The sequence below is a fragment of the Pseudomonas sp. FP1742 genome, assembly GCF_030687145.1.
GTDB lineage: Bacteria > Pseudomonadota > Gammaproteobacteria > Pseudomonadales > Pseudomonadaceae > Aquipseudomonas > Aquipseudomonas frederiksbergensis_D.
On the sequence record NZ_CP117460.1, the window covers coordinates 4,706,368 to 4,723,880 of the forward strand.

Annotated in this window: 21 protein-coding genes; 14 read left to right on the top strand and 7 right to left on the bottom strand. The window is 57.4% G+C overall.

The genetic code is table 11. From position 1 onward, the window contains the following. Positions 1-283 precede the first annotated feature (283 nt). From PSH64_RS21265 to PSH64_RS21275, 3 genes are all read left to right on the top strand, one after another. Positions 284-754, top strand: coding sequence for a hypothetical protein (locus tag PSH64_RS21265; protein ID WP_105343349.1), 471 nt, complete (start codon positions 284-286; stop codon positions 752-754). 494 nt (positions 755-1,248) lie between these two features. Beyond that, positions 1,249-2,142: a sensor histidine kinase gene (locus PSH64_RS21270; protein WP_105343347.1), complete on the top strand. Its 894-nt coding sequence runs from the start codon at positions 1,249-1,251 to the stop codon at positions 2,140-2,142. Further along, on the top strand, positions 2,139-2,798 hold the full coding sequence (locus PSH64_RS21275; RefSeq protein ID WP_105343345.1) for a response regulator transcription factor: 660 nt from the start codon (positions 2,139-2,141) through the stop codon (positions 2,796-2,798). Before PSH64_RS21270 ends, PSH64_RS21275 begins: the two co-directional genes overlap by 4 nt. Here the strand turns inward: PSH64_RS21275 and yegS are convergent. Then, complete coding sequence (yegS, locus tag PSH64_RS21280; protein ID WP_105343343.1) at positions 2,782-3,699, bottom strand: lipid kinase YegS; 918 nt, start codon at positions 3,697-3,699, stop codon at positions 2,782-2,784. The genes PSH64_RS21275 and yegS overlap by 17 nt on opposite strands. A 324-nt stretch (positions 3,700-4,023) precedes the next feature. Here yegS and PSH64_RS21285 point away from each other — a divergent pair, with 324 nt between their 5' ends. Beyond that, positions 4,024-4,332 carry a hypothetical protein gene (locus PSH64_RS21285; protein WP_105343341.1) on the top strand — a complete coding sequence of 103 codons (309 nt, stop codon included), beginning with the start codon at positions 4,024-4,026 and terminating at the stop codon, positions 4,330-4,332. Positions 4,333-4,398: 66 nt separating this feature from the next. On the opposite strand, the gene glp is transcribed toward PSH64_RS21285, so the two are convergent. Further along, positions 4,399-5,586 carry a gephyrin-like molybdotransferase Glp gene (gene glp, locus PSH64_RS21290; RefSeq protein WP_370694482.1) on the bottom strand — a complete coding sequence of 396 codons (1,188 nt, stop codon included), beginning with the start codon at positions 5,584-5,586 and terminating at the stop codon, positions 4,399-4,401. Between the two features lie 22 nt (positions 5,587-5,608). Next, a complete protein-coding gene (moaB, locus tag PSH64_RS21295; RefSeq protein ID WP_007895059.1) occupies positions 5,609-6,148 on the bottom strand; it encodes a molybdenum cofactor biosynthesis protein B in 540 nt (179 codons plus the stop codon). A gap of 81 nt (positions 6,149-6,229) precedes the next feature. Between moaB and mobA the strand changes: the two genes are divergently transcribed. Then, a complete protein-coding gene (gene mobA, locus PSH64_RS21300; protein WP_105343336.1) occupies positions 6,230-6,832 on the top strand; it encodes a molybdenum cofactor guanylyltransferase MobA in 603 nt (200 codons plus the stop codon). Between the two features lie 76 nt (positions 6,833-6,908). Continuing rightward, positions 6,909-7,130 (top strand): YgdI/YgdR family lipoprotein, encoded by a 222-nt coding sequence (locus tag PSH64_RS21305; RefSeq protein ID WP_105343333.1) that lies wholly within the window; start codon positions 6,909-6,911, stop codon positions 7,128-7,130. Between the two features lie 83 nt (positions 7,131-7,213). Here PSH64_RS21305 and PSH64_RS21310 read toward each other — a convergent pair whose 3' ends face one another. From PSH64_RS21310 to PSH64_RS21320, 3 genes are all read right to left on the bottom strand, one after another. Continuing rightward, entirely contained in the window at positions 7,214-8,104 is an 891-nt protein-coding gene (locus PSH64_RS21310) for a pseudouridine synthase (protein ID WP_105343331.1), read from the bottom strand. 72 nt (positions 8,105-8,176) lie between these two features. Further along, positions 8,177-8,497 (bottom strand): hypothetical protein, encoded by a 321-nt coding sequence (locus PSH64_RS21315; RefSeq protein ID WP_007895054.1) that lies wholly within the window; start codon positions 8,495-8,497, stop codon positions 8,177-8,179. Between the two features lie 160 nt (positions 8,498-8,657). Beyond that, positions 8,658-8,900, bottom strand: coding sequence for a glutaredoxin family protein (locus tag PSH64_RS21320; RefSeq protein ID WP_019582515.1), 243 nt, complete (start codon positions 8,898-8,900; stop codon positions 8,658-8,660). Between the two features lie 199 nt (positions 8,901-9,099). Between PSH64_RS21320 and PSH64_RS21325 the strand changes: the two genes are divergently transcribed. Next, positions 9,100-10,812, top strand: a complete 1,713-nt coding sequence (locus PSH64_RS21325; protein ID WP_305478581.1) for a monovalent cation:proton antiporter-2 (CPA2) family protein — start codon at positions 9,100-9,102, stop codon at positions 10,810-10,812. A gap of 1 nt (position 10,813) precedes the next feature. Here PSH64_RS21325 and PSH64_RS21330 read toward each other — a convergent pair whose 3' ends face one another. Beyond that, positions 10,814-12,022, bottom strand: a complete 1,209-nt coding sequence (locus tag PSH64_RS21330; protein ID WP_105343327.1) for an ammonium transporter — start codon at positions 12,020-12,022, stop codon at positions 10,814-10,816. A 305-nt stretch (positions 12,023-12,327) separates the two neighbouring features. Between PSH64_RS21330 and PSH64_RS21335 the strand changes: the two genes are divergently transcribed. The 7 genes from PSH64_RS21335 to PSH64_RS21365 all read left to right on the top strand — a co-directional run bounded on the left by PSH64_RS21335 (position 12,328) and on the right by PSH64_RS21365 (position 17,512). Beyond that, positions 12,328-12,642, top strand: coding sequence for a YqjD family protein (locus tag PSH64_RS21335; RefSeq protein ID WP_105343325.1), 315 nt, complete (start codon positions 12,328-12,330; stop codon positions 12,640-12,642). A gap of 1 nt (position 12,643) precedes the next feature. Next, positions 12,644-13,033: a phage holin family protein gene (locus tag PSH64_RS21340; RefSeq protein WP_105343323.1), complete on the top strand. Its 390-nt coding sequence runs from the start codon at positions 12,644-12,646 to the stop codon at positions 13,031-13,033. After that, positions 13,030-13,371, top strand: coding sequence for a hypothetical protein (locus PSH64_RS21345; RefSeq protein ID WP_105343321.1), 342 nt, complete (start codon positions 13,030-13,032; stop codon positions 13,369-13,371). Before PSH64_RS21340 ends, PSH64_RS21345 begins: the two co-directional genes overlap by 4 nt. 124 nt (positions 13,372-13,495) lie before the next feature. Then, positions 13,496-14,659 carry an EAL domain-containing protein gene (locus PSH64_RS21350; protein WP_105343319.1) on the top strand — a complete coding sequence of 388 codons (1,164 nt, stop codon included), beginning with the start codon at positions 13,496-13,498 and terminating at the stop codon, positions 14,657-14,659. Positions 14,660-14,726: 67 nt separating this feature from the next. Beyond that, positions 14,727-16,058, top strand: coding sequence for a deoxyguanosinetriphosphate triphosphohydrolase (locus PSH64_RS21355; RefSeq protein WP_105343318.1), 1,332 nt, complete (start codon positions 14,727-14,729; stop codon positions 16,056-16,058). Positions 16,059-16,227: 169 nt separating this feature from the next. Beyond that, positions 16,228-16,632: a response regulator gene (locus tag PSH64_RS21360; protein ID WP_305478587.1), complete on the top strand. Its 405-nt coding sequence runs from the start codon at positions 16,228-16,230 to the stop codon at positions 16,630-16,632. Between the two features lie 253 nt (positions 16,633-16,885). Next, positions 16,886-17,512: a response regulator transcription factor gene (locus PSH64_RS21365; protein ID WP_007940027.1), complete on the top strand. Its 627-nt coding sequence runs from the start codon at positions 16,886-16,888 to the stop codon at positions 17,510-17,512. The last annotated feature ends 1 nt before the right edge of the window (position 17,513 follow it).

Here is a 17,513-nt window from a genome sequence, read left to right on the forward strand (position 1 = left end):
TTAGGTTCCCCTGCGTAAGGGATTCCCCTAGGGACAATCAGGCCCAACCTGATATTCGCAATATCCAATAGCCATTAATGTGACGCCATTCTCATTGCATGAACGGAGTCAGGCTTTTGTGTGCGATCGCAGGTCAGTGGCCATCCACCCTCTCGAGTTCCACAGCCGGCGTCCAAGCCTGCCGGAGCGCGATCTCACGAAGGCATGGCAGCGCCGGGACACTTAAGGTTCTCGTCGACACACACGACATTCCCTCATCTGACATGACGTTGTGGAGATAAGCATGCCGAACGAACCTAAACAGTGGGCTCAGCGATTTCCGGAGTTTCTCGTCGAGGCTGAAACACTCCTGGCCAAATCCGAGGAGTGCCTGAGTCATTTGCAACTGATCAACAATGACAAGGACGCCATCGATTGCATGCTCAGCACCCTCCTCAAGCTGGCAAGCAAGGCTGATGCCCTGGCACTGGCAGCGGTCTCGGAGTTCTCGCTGCACATACACAGACTGCTGAGCCAGGCCCAGAACCACATGGACCTGCACGATCAGGCTCTGGATGCGCTCAAGGACTGCTTCACATTAATGGCCTGGCAACTCGAACTCATCGACCAGACCACCGGCCAGCTCGGCCTCGATGACAGTGAACAGACTTCCCTGATCGAAGCGTTTGCGTTTCAAGTGGGACAAAGTCAGTTTCAGCCGCTCAGCCACTCTAAACCGTTCAGGCTCGTTTCGTACTCGGAACGCCAGGCTTAAACTCATCAGTCCCAATGCCATGTTGCGCATTTTTGTTGCAATGATGCCGCTCTATAACTTGAGCGTGCGCATGGCGAAATTGAATAATTCATACCTGTCGACGGCAGCTCGAAATAAGTGGTTATCCCGGCCTCGACTTCAGATAGTGCCTGTCAATAAGAATAAAATGCTTGGCACACTCGATATCTTCGAAGATAAAAAATCAAATATTTTCCACTATGGAATCACCGTCCAATAAAGATATTGGCTGCTGTGCGGACCTCTATGCCAAGCGCGACCAACGGTAGCTTAAGTGGTATTATGCCGCCCATTCATTGACGCCAATTAATGGCGAAGTGATTCCAGCCGAGAACAGGCCGCTCTCCTTGAAGGCCTTGTTTCGAGCATTGCATGGCAGTCATTAAAGGCGACTCATACAACAGAGTTCCATACAGAGACCCGTCAGCCCTTATGACCGGTCTGCCCGCAGCGAACATCCATTGGCTCCATCCGCTATGTACGCCAACCTCAAGTCAATCGCCCTGTGGCCACCCTCCCGGAAAAACGCGCGCCGGTTCACGCTTTTATTGTGTACCTGCTCGGCGCTTGGCAGTCTGTTGGTCTACAGCTTGTCCATGCCTCTGCCGCTGAGTCTGCTGGTGCTCAATGGTGCGGCGCTGACCTGTGTCTGGGTGGGATATCGCCTCTCGCGCAAATCGATAAAGTTTCAGCCTCAAGAACTGGCCGACCGTCTGCTGCAAGTGCAGGAAAACGAACGCCACCGGCTCAGTCGGGAACTGCATGATGACATCGGTCAATTGCTGACCGCCGCAAAACTTCAAAGTGAATGGCTCAAACGTCGATTGCCCGAAGAACTGCAGGGGCAGTGTTCGGTACTCTGCGATACGCTGGACGAAACCCTGACCAAGGTTCGTGATGTGTCGGCCATCCTGAATCCACGGCAGTTGACCAGTCTTGGACTGGAAGCCAGTCTGCGTGCGCATTTACTCAGAACCCTGGCCAATACCTCCGTGCACTGGAGCCTGGAATGCCATCAACGCCTGACCGGCATACCGGAAGAAATGGCGGTGGCTGCTTTTCGCGTCACTCAAGAAGCGGTTACCAATATGCTGCGTCACGCCGAAGCCAGAAATCTGTTGGTGCGCCTGCAACGCCTGCCCCAAGGCCTGACGCTGTTGATCAGCGATGATGGCCTGGGTTTCGCGCCAGCGGCAGACCCCGCTCGCGAGGGGCAACGCGGAATGGCCGGGATGTCGGAGCGGATCGATCAGTTGGGCGGCACACTGACCGTGACCAGCGAACCGGGCAAAGGCACTCAAATCGAAGCACTCTTCCCCTGGGCGCCCCGTGCGCTGGAACGGGCCAGTACGAATAAGGTTATGCGTTGACTTGTAACTTACTTCTGGTGGACGACCACTCGCTTATCAGGGCAGGCGTGCGCGCTCTGGTGCTGGATATTCCCGGCTACGCGGTCATCGGTGAGGCCAGTGACGGCTCGCAGTTACTCGAAATGGTCGAGCAACTGTCCCCGGACATCATCCTGCTGGATATCTCCATGAAGGAAACCGGTGGCCTTGTAGCCTTGCAGCGACTCAAACGAGTACGCCCGCAGTGCAAAGTGCTCATCCTGTCGATGCACACCGACCCGGCGCTCATCATGCAGGCACTCGAATCCGGCGCTCATGGTTACCTGCTCAAGGACACCACGCCCACCGAGCTCGAACATGCCCTGGATGCCTTGCGCAATAACGAACGCTACCTGAGCCCGGCCATTGCCCACACCGTCATCAACCAGGCGCTGATCCGAACCCAGAAAAATCAGGCGCCAACCCAGGACTCGCACAATCTGACAGCACGTCAACTGGAAATCCTGCGATTGATTGTTCGTGGAAAATCAACCCGGGAAATTGCCAATGGTCTGGGCCTGAGCATCAAGACCGTCGAAACTCACCGTTCGCAAATCATGAAACGCTTGCAGATTTACGACGTGGCCGGCCTGGTGCTGTTCGCCGTGCGCGAGCAAATCATCAGCCTGGACGACTAGCCGGAGTCGAGATACTCAATAGCGGCGAACCCTCGGGCAAATGCACCCGCAATGCCGCCGGACGCGCCGAAAAACGCAGACTATCGCCCTCCAGTGGCTCACCATCAAGGTTGATATAAAGGCCTTCCGAAACTTTGATCTCGACCCATGGCAAGCGTGCTCGTACAAACATGTTGTCGATTCCGAAGCCATCGCTCAGCAGGTCTTTCAAGGTACCGACCAGCTCTTGGGGTGCGGGCAAAATGCTGATATCCAATAGTCCATCGTCAGCCAGTGCCTGAGGGCACAACACATGACCACCGCCAGCCTGTCGACCATTGCCGATACCCAATGCCAACAGTTCGCCGCTCCAGTGAAAATCCGGCCCCTGCAACTCGCCATAGGCTGCATGCAACTCACTGAAGCGCGATAAACCGGTGAAGAGATAAGCCGCGCCGCCGAGAATTTTTTTCAAATCCTCGGACGTATTGGCCGTAACCTGACTGCCGAAGCCGCCGGTGGCCATGTTCAGAAAAACCTGCCCGCCGACCTCACCCAGATCAATGGCATGCGGGACAGCCTCCAGAAGATCCAACGCCTGGGCGGGCTCCAGAGGCACACCGGCGGCGCGGGCAAAGTCGTTGGCGGTGCCCAAGGGCAAAAGCACCAGACTGGCTTGCGTCGAATGCGTCGCCATGGCTTCGGCAATATCACGCAAGGTGCCATCACCACCGCCGGCAACCAGCTGCGTATAGCCTGCCGCCAGCGCCTCATCCACCAGCCGCTGCGCATCCCCGGCCTCCCAGGTCAATCGAACAGCCAGCTCCCAGCCTTGCCGGCGCTTGCCTTCGACAGCTGAACGGACCTGCTCATTGAGTGCCTGCTTGCCATGCAGAATCAACAGCGCCTTGCGCTCGCTCATTTTGATCACCTCCCTATCCGAATCCGTATGGGAGATGTTGACCTCACAGCCCCTCATAAAAGTCGCAAGGATTTCAATTATTTCCGGGGGAAGGACACTTGAGTCCTACAGAGCGGTATTTTTTCTTACAAAGCGTGAGGAATCGGCTCAATTGACCCATCAGGACAATTGGTACACCGTTGTGTCAGCGGTTATCAGTCATCACCCGTAAATTACACAAGGACGTGCAAACAATGAATGGACCCCCCTTAAGGGCCTCAAAAATCGCAAGTAATAACGGTATCGGCCACTTGAATGGTTTTAACGCAAGGAGCCAGTTACTCCATGCCAAGCCATGACCACAGACCACCGGTAACTCCGGTCGCGCCGTTCCCGGACAATCGCGCCAATCATCAGGCGGAATTCAAAAGCAGCGCAAAGCCCACCGGAGAAGTTGATATGGAACCTCGCGTTACTGAGCTGGAGACACACCTCAAGTACATCCGCAGAGACCTGGATGAAGTCCGCGGCGACGTCAAATCCATCAAGCACAGGCTTGCCTATTCGGCTGGCGGAACAGCCGTGGTCCTGGGGCTTTTAACCTGGATATCCAATAGTCGCTTCGACCAGGTCGTGACACTTCTGGCAAATTAAAGAACAACCACGCACGCAAGCCCCAATGCTTTCAACAGGGCTTGCGTGGCAGAACCAGGACCTGCATCAGCCCAAGACTTCACTCAACGGGATGAAGCTCACATAATCACCCTCGATCAGCGTACGGCCCTCCAGCACTTCAACCAGGCCGTCCGCCCAGGCGGCACTGCGCAGTACGCCAGAGCTCTGATTCTTGTAGATGATTGCCCGGCCATTCTCCAGGCGTCCGCGCAAGTACTCACGTCGGTTACCAGCCTTTGGCCAGACAAACCCTGCCGGTACCTGAAACTTCAGGGGTTCGACCTCTTTTACGCCTTGGCGGCGCAAGAGGTAGGGCCTCGCCAAGAGAGCAAAAGTCACCAGCGTCGACGCCGGATTGCCGGGTAAACCAATGACAGGCACGCCGCGAAAATGTCCGAACGTCAGCGGCTTGCCTGGTTTGATGGCAAGCTTCCACAGGGTCAACTCACCCTCTTCCCGCAAGGCAATGCCCAGAAAATCGGCTTCTCCCACCGATACGCCACCGGTCGAGAGAATCAGGTCGACACCCTTTAGCTCTCCAAGGCGGGCACGAGTGGTCGCTAAATCATCGGGAAGAATGCCGGCATCGATCACCTCACAACCCAGACGCTGCAACCAGCTGCAGAGCAATACTCGATTGCTGTTGTAGATCTGTCCCGGCCCAAGGGCCTGGCCGGGTTCAATCAACTCATCACCCGTCGACAGGACCGCAACACGAACCTTGCGTACCACGTCCAGTTCAGCACATCCCAACGATGCCGCCAGCCCCTGTTCGATGGGACCCAGGCGCGTTCCAGCGGGCAAAATCAGCTCACCGACGGTAGTTTCCTGGCCTTGTGGACGAATATTCTGCCCTGGGGTCATGGACTCGGTGAAACGTACCCGTTCATCCGCCTGAACCTCGGCGTTCTCCTGCATCTCAACACAATCTGCACCTGCGGGCACAGGCGCGCCGGTAAAGATCCGTGCACAGGTACCCGTTTTCAAGGGTTCTGGAGCCTGGCCTGCAAAAACCTTCTGACTGACCGCCAATGGCTCCCCCGTCCAGTCAGCCAGGCGCAAGGCATAACCGTCCATGGCACTATTGGGCCAGGGCGGAAGATCGAGGGTCGAAACCAGATCTGCGGCCAGTACGCGCCCCTGAACCTGCGCCAACGGCAAGCGTTCGTGCTCATGAATTCTTGAGGTGTCGGCCATTTCCAGTAAACGCGCCAGTGCCACCTCGACCGCCATCAGACTGCCAGTCTTACCTGGCTTACCCGCGGGATTCACAGGGTGCCGCCTGTTTCAGATGGGCCACGAAATTGCACGGACGATGCCGGGAATCCAGTTGCTCGGCGAGAATACCGTCCCAACCAGTGCGCACGGCATTGGTCGACCCTGGCAGACAGCAAACCAGAGTGCCATTGGCCAGACCGGCCAGGGCCCGGGACTGAACGGTAGAAGTGCCGATATCGGCCACCGATATTTGCCGGAACAGTTCACCAAAGCCATCAACCTGCTTGTCCAGCAGACAACTCACGGCTTCAGGCGTGCTGTCGCGACCGGTGAACCCGGTACCGCCAGTGATCAGCACCACTTGCACGACCTCATCGGCAATCCAGTTGGCGACTTGCGCGCGAATTTTGTAAAGGTCATCTTTGAGCAATACACGGGCCGCCAGGTTATGACCGGCAGCACTCAGGCGGTCGACGAAGACCTGGCCTGAGGTATCGGTTTCCAGGGTGCGGGTATCGCTAACCGTCAGCACCGCGATGTTGAGCGGTGCGAAAGGTACATCAGCCTTGGCTTTCATAGGCTCGTCCAGTTGTAGGAGAAACAGCCCGGTGTTATATCACAGCGCCTCATTTTTTCGCCGCCCCCATGGAGAAGTGCGATGACTTCGAATACAGCTCTGCCGCCCTGCTCCATTTTGCTCCTGGCCGGCGGTCGTGGCCAACGCATGGGTGGTCAGGACAAGGGTTTGCTGGAATGGCACGGCGAGCCGTTGATCGCGCATCTACACCGCAAGACCCGCCCGCTGAGTGATGACCTGATCATCTCCTGCAACAGAAACCTGGAAAAATATGCGCCTTATGCGGATCAGTTGGTCCATGACGACGAAGGCGACTTTCCGGGGCCATTGGCGGGTATTCGCGCAGGTCTGAAGGCCGCTCGCCACACACACCTGCTGGTACTCCCCTGCGATGTGCCACGCATCGATGCCGCGCTGCTCCAGAGCATGCGTGAAACCGCCGCGCAGCATCCGGACAAACCGTTGATGTTGCGCCATGGTGAACACTGGGAACCCTTGCTGTGCATGATTCCCGTCGTTCTTTCAGCGGCTTTCGAGGCAGCCTGGACCAAAGGCGAGCGCAGCCCTGGCCGACTGATGCGCACATTGGGCGCCACAGCCCTGCAGTGCCCCGACAACGACCCTCGTTTGGCCAACCTCAATACGCCGGAACTGTTAAGCACGCATCACACTGTGTCAGACTGACACGCGAAGGAACTTGCGCGCGTTGCATACGTCTCAAGCTCAGCAACCAAAAGATTTTCCATTCGGAGACACACCCATGACCCAACGGACCCTCGCCACTTTCATGCTCGCACTGGGCCTTGCAACCCTCGCCGGTTGTGCATCGCCTTCAGTGATCACCTTGAATGACGGTCGAGAAATCCAGGCCGTCGACGCGCCTAAGTACGATGAAGAATCGGGCTTTTACGAATTCGAACAGCTGGATGGCAAACACACCCGTATCAACAAGGATCAAATCCGTACCGTTAAAGAGTTGTAATCTTTACGGCGATAACCGGATGCAGAAAAGCCCGCGTTTATGCGGGCTTTTTCGTGACCGAAGAAAAGCAGGATCGCCTGTAATCACCACTCCAGGGTGATCGTGCTTTCAAACTCTCTTTCCTGCCCCGTGACCGGATCGACAAATCGCAATCCCTGGGCCAGCAACTTCAAGGGGTTGGCATAGTCGTCTTCTGCATCCTTGAGCACTTGTGGATAAAACGGATCATTGCAGATACCGGCCCCCAATGCCGCCATGTGCACTCGCAACTGATGCTTCTTGCCCGTCACCGGGTAAAGCGCATAACGCCAGAAATCACCGTTTCTTTCCCTGACCTCGACAGCCGTCTCGGTATTGCTGACGCCCGGACCTTCCTGCATGCGAAAGAACGGCTCGCCATCGATGAGTCGACTTTTATGAACCATCGGGAACGTCAGTTCAGGCAATGCCCGGGCGATTGCTTCGTAGCGTTTTTCGATCTGGCGAGTAGGAAACAATGACTGATACGCTGACCGACTCTGAGGATTGGCTGAGAACAGCACCAGCCCTGCCGTATGCCGGTCAATGCGATGCAAAGGCACCAGGTGCGGGTTATCCAGGCGCCGGATCAGACGTCGCAGCAATGTCTGCTCCACGTATTCTCCAGCCGGCGTCACCGGCAGGAAGTGCGGCTTGTCCGCCACCACCAGATGCTCGTCGGCATAGAGGATCGACTCCACCACCGGGATCGGTTTTTCGTCCGGCACCTCGCGAAAATAATGAATTCGCAGACCTTCCTTGTAAGGCAGATCCAGGGCGATCGGCATGCCTTGTCCATCGAGGACACGACCGCGAGCAATTCTGTCCAGCCATTGCTCACGACCGATGGCGCTGAAGTGTTCGCACAGGCAATCGAATACGGTCTGCCACCGGCCAGGTGGCAGATAGAGCGTGCTGGCCTGGTTGTGCGCAGCAGAAAAAGATGAAGTGGACATACGAAAAGCTCTAACCCTCAATGCAGGGCGGCATTATCCAACAGTGGCCGGAACGAACCTAGAAGAGAATCCTCAGGCCGGTATCGACTGCGTTCGAGCGGCTGCTTCGGTGAACTCCTTGAGCCAGCGCAGCACATCGACCGCTTCCCAGCGGCCAGGATCATAAAGCGCGTATAACAAACCCTGATAACCCACGACATCCAATTGCCGGTGATAACCCGCGCGCTGGAACAAGGCTTCGATTTCGGCGAAGCAGGTATTGAAATGCAGTTTATTGAAGGGCGTTTTCCCTTCCGTGACCAGACCATCCAGACGCAATTCGAGGACGGCCTCGCGCACCACGTCTGCCGACATCCGGTTCACGCTGTTCTTCAATTGTTCGACATTGACCAAGGTTCATCCCTCTGACTTCCGGGATCATCTGCCCAAACCCGAACAGGGAGGAGCATGGCAGGCAATCCGAATAACTGTATACACATACAGTAACCGAATAACCGACCTTTGGCCAATGGATGAAACGAGGATCGCGACAGGTGGGGCATCGCCAGCAGTGTCAGGATTCGCGAAGGAACGCCACCACCTGCTCGGCACTAAACGGCCAGCCCAGTTCAGCGCCGGTATCGACCCGACGCAACACCGGAATACGCAGGCTGTAGGCTTCGAACCAGGTTTCATCGTCAGCGATATCCACCAGCTCCACCAACAGACCACGCTCGACAAACTCCATCAGCATGGCTTCGGCGACTTCACAAAGATGGCAACCAACGGTGCCGAACAGCTGACATTCAGGAGGCATGACGACAAGACCAAACGAAGTAAGCGCTCATTCTAGGCCCGCCATCAAACGCCGTCGAGCCGACGTCCGAGCAACGGTGACTTCAAGAGATTTCGGCAAAACTCTGACGCAAATCATTTGCGTCGCCGGTCATTTGCGCGATGCTCGCATCTTTTTTGCCTCTACGCTTGAGTAGCCAGAACCCTCACCGGAGTTTTTTGTGTTTGCCAACTTGTTGATCATCCTCGCCTCCTCCCTGGTGGTGATTGCACTATTCCAGCGCCTGCGTTTGCCACCGGTGCTGGGCTACTTGTGCGTAGGGCTGATGATCGGGCCGACAGCGTTCAACTGGGTGAATGAAAACGAAGATTTGCCCGATCTGGCCGAATTGGGCGTGGTGTTCCTGCTGTTCTCCCTGGGGCTTGAGTTTTCCCTGTCGAAGATGCTCGCACTGCGCCAGGTGGTGTTTGGCCTGGGTAGCCTGCAAGTGCTGGGGTCCGGGATCTTGCTGGGAGCATTGCTGATGCTGTTCGGCATGCCGATCACACCGGCCCTGTTACTCGGCGCCGGTCTGGCGCTGTCGTCTACCGCCATTGTCAGCAAGGAGTTGAGCAGCCTCGGCGAAATATTCAGCCGTCACGGCCAGAATGCCATCGCCGTGCTGTTGTTCCAGGACGTGATTGCGGTGTTGCTGCTGACGCTTGTGCCGGTGTTCGCCGGCAGCAGTGACCAGGCCTGGTATTGGGCGCTGCCGCTGACGCTGGCCAAGACCCTGGTGCTGTTCGTCGGTTTGCTGCTGGTCAGTCGCTGGTTTCTGCCACGGCTGTTCCATGAAGTCGCCTCAGCCCGGTCCGCGGAGCTGTTCGTGCTATTGGCGCTGGTGATCGTTCTGCTGACGGCCTGGCTGACGCACCTGCTCGGCCTCTCCCCTGCCCTGGGTGCCTTTCTCGCCGGCATGCTGCTGGGGGAAAGTCACTATCGCCATCAGATCGAGGCGGACATCCGTCCATTCCGCGACATCCTTCTTGGAGTGTTCTTCGTCAGTATCGGCATGCTGATCGACTTGCGGCTGTTTGCCAGCCACGGTCTGCTGATTCTCGGTCTGACGCTGGGGTTGCTGCTGATCAAGGGCACCCTGGTCGCACTGCTGGTCAAATGGCGCGGCAGCGATGGCGAAACTGCATGGCGCAGCGGCCTGGCATTGGCCCAGGGGGGCGAGTTCTGTTTTGCCTTGATGGCGCAGATGCAGCAGAACAAACTGATGCCCGCCGACCTCGGCGGCCTGCTGTTGGCCGCGACTTTCTGCTCGATGCTGGTAACGCCTTTGCTGCTGCGCGCCGCTCCTCACGTTGCCATGCGACTGCACCGCAAGCCCAACGAAGAGGCCGAGCTCGAAGAGATCAGCGCGCTCAACGCCAGCCTGCACAATCACGTCGTGATCTGTGGCTACGGTCGCGTAGGCCAATCCATCGGGCGCTTCCTGCGTCATGTCCATCAACCCTACATCGCGCTGGACACCGACCCGGTACGGGTCCGGGAAGCCGTCGTCAATGAAAGCTGCGTACATTACGGCGACTCACGTCGCGGCGAGCTGCTGATCGCAATAGGGTTGGAACGCGCCAGACTGCTGGTGGTCGCCGTGGACAAGACAGACATCGCGCTACTGATCCTCAAGGAAGCACGCCGGTTCAACCCGTCGGTGCCGATCCTGGTGCGCACACGGGACGACAGTCAGTTGGCCGAGTTGAAGGCAGCCGGGGCCAGCGAAGTCGTGCCCGAGTTGCTGGAATCCAGCCTGATGCTTGCCTCCCACGCGCTGATCATGCTGGGTATACCCGGTCAGCAGGTGCAAGACCGGGTCGACCAGGTACGGCATGACCGCTATCGCCTGTTGCACGGTTTCTACCCCGGCACCGACGATGAAGAACGCTGACTCAATCCAGACTCACGGCGCCGATCTTGTGCACCGACAAGTCCGCGCCGTAATACTCTTCTTCCTGGCTCAGGCGCAGGCCATGGACCACCTTGATCGCGCCATACACGGCAAAACCACCGGCCAGGGCCACGACCACCCCCAAAGAAGTGCCGATCAACTGGCTGATCAGGCTCACGCCCCCCAAACCACCCAAAGCGGTTTGACCGAAGATACCGCAAGCGATCCCGCCCCAGACGCCACACAGCCCATGCAAAGGCCAGACACCCAGTACATCGTCGATACGCCATTTGCCTTGGGCCGCGGTAAAGCACCACACAAACAGGGCTCCGGCGATGGCACCTGTCACCAAGGCGCCCACCGGGTGCATCAGATCCGAGCCGGCGCAGATCGCCACCAAACCGGCCAACGGGCCGTTATGCAGGAAGCCCGGGTCATTGCGCCCGACGATCAACGCCGCCACCGTGCCACCGACCAGGGCCATCAACGAGTTCACCGCCACCAACCCGCTGACGCCCTGCAGGGTCTGGGCGCTCATCACGTTGAAGCCAAACCAGCCGACGATCAGGATCCACGAACCCAGCGCCAGAAAGGGGATGCTCGACGGCGCGAATGCCACCAATCGTCCGTCGCGATAACGACCTTGCCTTGGCCCGAGCAACAACACCGCCGCGAGTGCCAGCCAGCCGCCCATGGCATGAACCACCACGGAGCCGGCGAAGTCATGGAAACTGGCGCCGAAGCGTTCCAGCAACCAGGCTTGCAAACCGAAGTTGCCATTCCAGACCATGCCTTCGAAGAAGGGGTAGATGAACGCCACGATCAGCGCTGTCGCGCACAACTGCGGAACGAACCGGGCGCGCTCGGCGATACCTCCGGAAATGATCGCCGGTATCGCCGCCGCAAAGGTCAGCAGAAAGAAAAACTTCACCAATCCATAGCCATGGTCGACGGTGATTACCGCCGCCGGTTGCATAAAAGTGACCCCGTAGGAAATCCAATAGCCTATAAAGAAGTAAGCAAGGGTCGAAACGGCGAAGTCGCTGAGGATCTTCGACAAGGCGTTGACCTGGTTCTTTTGTCGAACCGTCCCGACCTCGAGAAAGGCGAAACCGGCGTGCATGGCCAAAACCATGACTGCACCGATAAGGATGAACAACGTGTTGGAGCTATGGACCAGACTGTCCACAGCACTTTGCAGATTTTCCATGGATTGGCAGACCTGAAGGCTAAAAAAAGCACCAAAGCAGTTCGCACAGATGACTTACGCACCAAGTTGCAGCTCATCCCGAGTGAAGCGTTGATCCGGATGAACCGTTTTGGCGCACAGGAACCGAGTCTCTGCGCGGGTTTTGATTGTTTGAGTCAGGGTTTTCCTGAAATCATGCCCGGCAACAGCGCATCGGCGCTGGCCGACGCACCACGACATAGCAAAAGATGTACCAGTCATTCGTACTGAACCTTCGCGCAAGGCTCATACTCGAACGCTTCAGAAGCCACTTACGGAGATCACCAATGGCACGCATCAAGGCAAAGACTGCTCAAGAAATTCTGATGGAAGACTTTCAGACACTGGTCAGCGACACCGAACGGTTGCTGGAACACACCGCATCCCTGGCCGGCGACCAGGCCGATGAGCTGCGTGAGCAGATCCGCGACAGCCTGCTGCGCGCCCGGGAGACCTTGAAGCTGACCGAAGACTCCCTGCGCGAGCGCGGCAAAGCGGCTGTCACCGCCACGGAAGATTACGTCCAGACCAACCCATGGCAATCGGTCGGGATTGCAGCCGGCGTGGGTTTCCTGATCGGCCTGCTGGCCACTCGGCGCTGATATGGCAATCGGAGAATCCGGCTCGTCCACGACGGGCACCGGCTCATCACCGCGGCGCCTGGGTGCCGCGTTTCTTGGATTGCTGCACAGCCATGTCGAACTGTTCGGCATCGAACTGCAGGAACAAAAAGCACGCACCGTAAGCCTGTTGCTGTTTGCAGGCCTTACGTTGGTCTTTGCCTTGTTATTGCTGGTGGGCCTGTCGACGCTGGTGTTGATTCTGTTTTGGGACACCTATCGCCTGGCAGCGATCATCGGGCTCTGTGTGTTCTATACCCTCGCAGCGTTGTTCTGTGCGATGCGTTTGAGAGCAGCGATTTTCGATGAGTCCTCGCCCTTCCATGGCACCCTGGAAGAGCTGGCCAATGATCGGGAGCGTCTGTTGCCATGAGCATGCCTGAACTTCCCCGCAACAGTTCACGCACGGAAATGCGCAAGGCGCTGATCCGCTTGCGCATGGAAATGCATCGCCAGGAAATTCGCCACGAATCCCAACAACTGCTGCTGCCCCTGCAACGGGTGCGTGGCATGACACAAAACCTGCAAGACGGTTTCGGCATCAAACACGCCCCGCTCTGGGGCATTGCGGCCGTTATCGGATTGGGCTTTCTGACCGGCAAGGGGGCCAAGGGCGGCGGGATCGGCAGCCTGACTCGTCTGGCTCGCCTTGGCATCACGCTGGGACCTCTGATCAAGCTGATCATGCAGGGCTCTTCGCGCAAACACTAATCAGCCCTGTTTGGCTGCATTCTTGCAATACCACCAGGATTAACCTCTTTATCGAGCGGTTAATCCTGCGTGCCTGCCTGGCGACCAGGTTTTATCCAGAACAAAACCTTACTAAGGAGGCCTCGTGATCGACGGGCAACCGCTCGCCTGCTTTCAGCCATTCATCGATACCGCCACAGGCCGTATCGCCGGTGTCGAAGCACTGGGTCGACTGCGCCAGGCCGATGGTCAACTGACCTCGGTAGGACCGTTGTTCGCCGACCCTCGAACCCCCGCCATCGCCCTGCGTCGTCTCGATCGCCAGATTCGCGATAACGCCCTGAGCCGCTTGCATGAAGCCCCCTCGGACTGGTTTCTGAGCCTGAACATCTCACCTCGCTGGATCAGCCGCTTGCGTCGGGATCAGGAGCTGCCGAGTCTCAGGCAACTGGGCAGGCACGGCGTCGACGCGCAGCGAATCGTCTTCGAGATCACCGAACTGGGCGGCGACAGCCAGCGTCTGGCCGAAGTCGTGGCCCGCTATCGGCAAGCCGGGGCGCGGATCGCTATCGATGATTTCGGCGCCGGTTACTCTCAGCTCGATCGCGTACTGGCCTTGCAACCGGACATACTCAAGCTCGACATGCGACTGTTCCAAGCCGCCGCGCTGGGCGGCCCCAGCAGCGACGTGGTGAAGGCACTGGCACAAATGGCGGAGAAAACCGGTTGCTGGATCATCGCCGAAGGCGTGGAAACCGAAGCTCAACTGAATTTTGCCCTGGAGTGTGGTTCACGCTACGTACAAGGGTTTCTGTTCGCCCGGGCGCAAGCGGATTTCTTCGCCACAGACGCCTTTGTCGAGCGATTCGCGCAACTGCGCCAGCGCTATGTGCAGCAGAAACTGGCTGAACGCGCTCGCCTGATGATCATGCGCCAGCAACTCAGCGAACTGATGGCCATCCTGCAAGCCTGGGCTCGAACCAGCGCGCCCCTCAGCGCCTTGCCGCAACTGCAGGCGTTTCCCTGGCTGTTGCGTTTTTATCAATGCGACCGCCACGGCACGCAACTGACCCCTAACCTGGAATGGCGCAACAACGGCTGGGAAGCCGACAACCGCTACCTGGGCCATAACTGGTCATGGCGCCCCTACTTTTATCACTTGCTGGCCGAGGGCTGGGATGAGCGTCGTCTGACGCTTTCCAACACCTACCGCGACGCCACCACCAATCAATACTGCCTCACTGCCGGGCAGTTTTTCGAAAACGGCGAACGGCTGCTGCTCATCGATATCGATGCCGCGGGGCTCTAGTTCTCCTTGCAGGTACCGGCGTGAACCGGGAAGCTAGGGGATCAGTCACCTGACGGAGAAACCAGCCTTGGATTGGCACACCCTGCTTACCCGCGAACGCCTCGGAAAACCCGTGCACAGCCCGGAAGAACTCGGCCGCAGCCCTTTCCATAAAGACCACGACCGGATCATTTTCTCGGGCGCGTTTCGCCGTCTCGGGCGCAAGACCCAGGTCCACCCGGTCTCCAGCAACGATCACATCCACACACGCCTGACCCACTCGCTGGAAGTCAGCTGCGTCGGCCGTTCTCTGGGCATGCGCGTCGGTGAAACCATCCGCGGCGCCCTGCCCGAGTGGTGCGAACCGAGTGACCTGGGGATGGTGGTGCAATCGGCTTGCCTGGCCCATGACATCGGTAATCCCCCCTTCGGCCACTCCGGCGAAGACGCGATCCGCCATTGGTTCCAGCAGGCCGCCGGCCGTGGCTGGCTGGACGCCATGAGCGACGCCGAACGCAACGACTTCCTCAATTTCGAAGGCAATGCCCAAGGCTTCCGGGTACTCACCCAGCTTGAATACCATCAGTTCGAAGGCGGAACCCGGCTGACCTACGCCACCTTGGGCACCTACCTGAAATACCCATGGACCGCTCGGCACGCCGACTCACTGGGTTACAAGAAGCACAAGTTCGGCTGCTATCAGAGTGAATTGCCGCTGCTGGAACAGATCGCTCATAAACTCGGGCTGCCCCAATTGGAGGAACAGCGCTGGGCGCGCCATCCACTGGTGTATCTGATGGAGGCCGCCGACGACATCTGCTACGCGCTGATCGATCTGGAAGATGGCCTGGAGATGGAGCTGCTGGAGTACGCCGAAGTCGAGTCCCTGTTACTGGACCTGGTGGGCGACGATCTCCCGGAAACCTATCGCCAGCTCGGCCCACAGGATTCGCGTCGGCGCAAACTGGCGATACTGCGGGGCAAAGCCATCGAACACCTGACCAACGCGGCGGCCAGAGCTTTCGTCGAGCAACAGGACGCGCTGCTGGCCGGCACGCTGCCGGGCGACCTTGTCGAACACATGCATGGCCCGGCCAAACGCTGCGTCTTGAATGCCAAGGACATGGCGCGCAAAAAAATCTTCCAGGACAAGCGCAAGACGCTCCACGAAATCGGCGCCTACACCACCCTGGAAATCCTGCTCAACGCCTTTTGCGGCGCGGCACTGGAGCAGCACAACGGTCGTACTCCCTCCTTCAAGAACCGACGCATACTCGACCTGTTGGGCAACAATGCACCCGATCCCCATGGCCCGTTGCACACCTCTTTCTTGCGCATGATTGATTTCATCGCCGGCATGACCGACAGCTACGCCGGTGAAATGGCGCTGGAAATGACCGGTCGATCAAGCCGCGGATAAAAGCCCCATCGACCAGCCGCGTCAGGGTCTAAGCGGCTGGTCGAATGTCTCGACATTCATCTGTATTGCAAGGTCGACAGAATCGCCCTACACCTTGTGCAGAGCTGACTGATCGATTGTTCGGCCGTGTCGCGAAACAATCACACGCCCACTGCTCGACAGATCAAGCATGAAAAATCCTATGTTCAAACACGATTGGCGCATCTTGCTGGTGGAAGATCATCCCTTTCAGTTAAGAGCGACTCAATTCCTGCTCGAGAGTTACGGCTTCACCCATCTGACCACCACGGACAGTGCCGAAGGCGCCTTGCAACAAATGCTCAAGGCCGCGCAACCGTTCGATATCCTTCTATGCGACCAATGCCTTCCCGACCTTACAGGCCTTGATCTGATCGAGTTCGCCAGCCACCGGGGAATGATCAGACAGGCGATACTTCTGAGCAGCCTGACGTCCGTCGAACTGGACAAACTTACAACAATGGCCTACGAACATGGAGTGCCCTTGTTAGGCTATTTGATAAAACCGCTGAAACAATCAGACTTCAGAAACTTGTTGACCTTGGCCTCACAATAAAACACAACAATTCACACACTAACACCACGCCCAAAATTCAAATTAAAAACCAATAGCCAAACGCTTTCAGCCTGCCGACTTCACCGGCCAAACATTTACTCTTCCTCATTCAAAACCTAGTTGGTACGTAGTCCTTTTCTTTTTCGTCTGTAGGATTCTTCCTATATTGCTGCTATCGGCCTGTCAGTTCATGCGCCCCCTATACTACTGAGCTAAGGTGCGCGCTTTATTTGTGCACACATGGGATTTGATTATGAACTCCGTTTTTATTGTCGACGATCACCCTGTCATCCGTCTCGCCGTTCGAATGCTGCTGGAACACGAAGGTTACAAAGTCGTCGGCGAGACAGACAATGGCGTCGATGCGATGCAGATGGTTCGCGAATGCATGCCCGACCTGATCATCCTCGACATCAGCATCCCCAAATTGGACGGGCTGGAAGTCCTATCCCGTTTCAACGCAATGAGCACGCCACTAAAAACACTCGTATTAACCGCACAATGCCCGAAACTTTTCGGCATCCGCTGCATGCAATCAGGTGCATCGGGGTATGTATGCAAACAGGAAGAACTCAGTGAACTGGTGAGTGCGATCAAAGCAGTCTTATCAGGTTACAACTATTTTCCCAGCGAGGCCTTGAACCCTGTTCGTTGTGATGACGCGCAGTGGGCGGATCTGGACTTGTTCAAATCCGTCAATGATCGAGAGCTGATGGTATTACAACTTTTTGCCCAGGGTCGTACCAACAAGGAAATTGCCAAGGGCATGTTTCTCAGCAACAAGACTGTCAGCACCTATAAAAAACGACTTATGCAGAAGCTCAAAGCCAAATCTCTGGTTGAACTCATCGATATGGCAAAACGTAACGCGTTAGTGTGAG

Coding starts and splice junctions, on each gene's coding strand:
- PSH64_RS21265 (WP_105343349.1), top strand. CDS start 284: ATGCCGAACGAACCTAAACAGTGGGCTCAGCGATTTCCGGAGTTTCTC.
- PSH64_RS21270 (WP_105343347.1), top strand. CDS start 1,249: ATGTACGCCAACCTCAAGTCAATCGCCCTGTGGCCACCCTCCCGGAAA.
- yegS (WP_105343343.1), bottom strand. CDS start 3,699: ATGAGCGAGCGCAAGGCGCTGTTGATTCTGCATGGCAAGCAGGCACTC.
- PSH64_RS21285 (WP_105343341.1), top strand. CDS start 4,024: ATGCCAAGCCATGACCACAGACCACCGGTAACTCCGGTCGCGCCGTTC.
- glp (WP_370694482.1), bottom strand. CDS start 5,586: ATGGCGGTCGAGGTGGCACTGGCGCGTTTACTGGAAATGGCCGACACC.
- moaB (WP_007895059.1), bottom strand. CDS start 6,148: ATGAAAGCCAAGGCTGATGTACCTTTCGCACCGCTCAACATCGCGGTG.
- mobA (WP_105343336.1), top strand. CDS start 6,230: ATGACTTCGAATACAGCTCTGCCGCCCTGCTCCATTTTGCTCCTGGCC.
- PSH64_RS21305 (WP_105343333.1), top strand. CDS start 6,909: ATGACCCAACGGACCCTCGCCACTTTCATGCTCGCACTGGGCCTTGCA.
- PSH64_RS21310 (WP_105343331.1), bottom strand. CDS start 8,104: ATGTCCACTTCATCTTTTTCTGCTGCGCACAACCAGGCCAGCACGCTC.
- PSH64_RS21320 (WP_019582515.1), bottom strand. CDS start 8,900: ATGCCTCCTGAATGTCAGCTGTTCGGCACCGTTGGTTGCCATCTTTGT.
- PSH64_RS21330 (WP_105343327.1), bottom strand. CDS start 12,022: ATGGAAAATCTGCAAAGTGCTGTGGACAGTCTGGTCCATAGCTCCAAC.
- PSH64_RS21335 (WP_105343325.1), top strand. CDS start 12,328: ATGGCACGCATCAAGGCAAAGACTGCTCAAGAAATTCTGATGGAAGAC.
- PSH64_RS21340 (WP_105343323.1), top strand. CDS start 12,644: ATGGCAATCGGAGAATCCGGCTCGTCCACGACGGGCACCGGCTCATCA.
- PSH64_RS21345 (WP_105343321.1), top strand. CDS start 13,030: ATGAGCATGCCTGAACTTCCCCGCAACAGTTCACGCACGGAAATGCGC.
- PSH64_RS21360 (WP_305478587.1), top strand. CDS start 16,228: ATGAAAAATCCTATGTTCAAACACGATTGGCGCATCTTGCTGGTGGAA.
- PSH64_RS21365 (WP_007940027.1), top strand. CDS start 16,886: ATGAACTCCGTTTTTATTGTCGACGATCACCCTGTCATCCGTCTCGCC.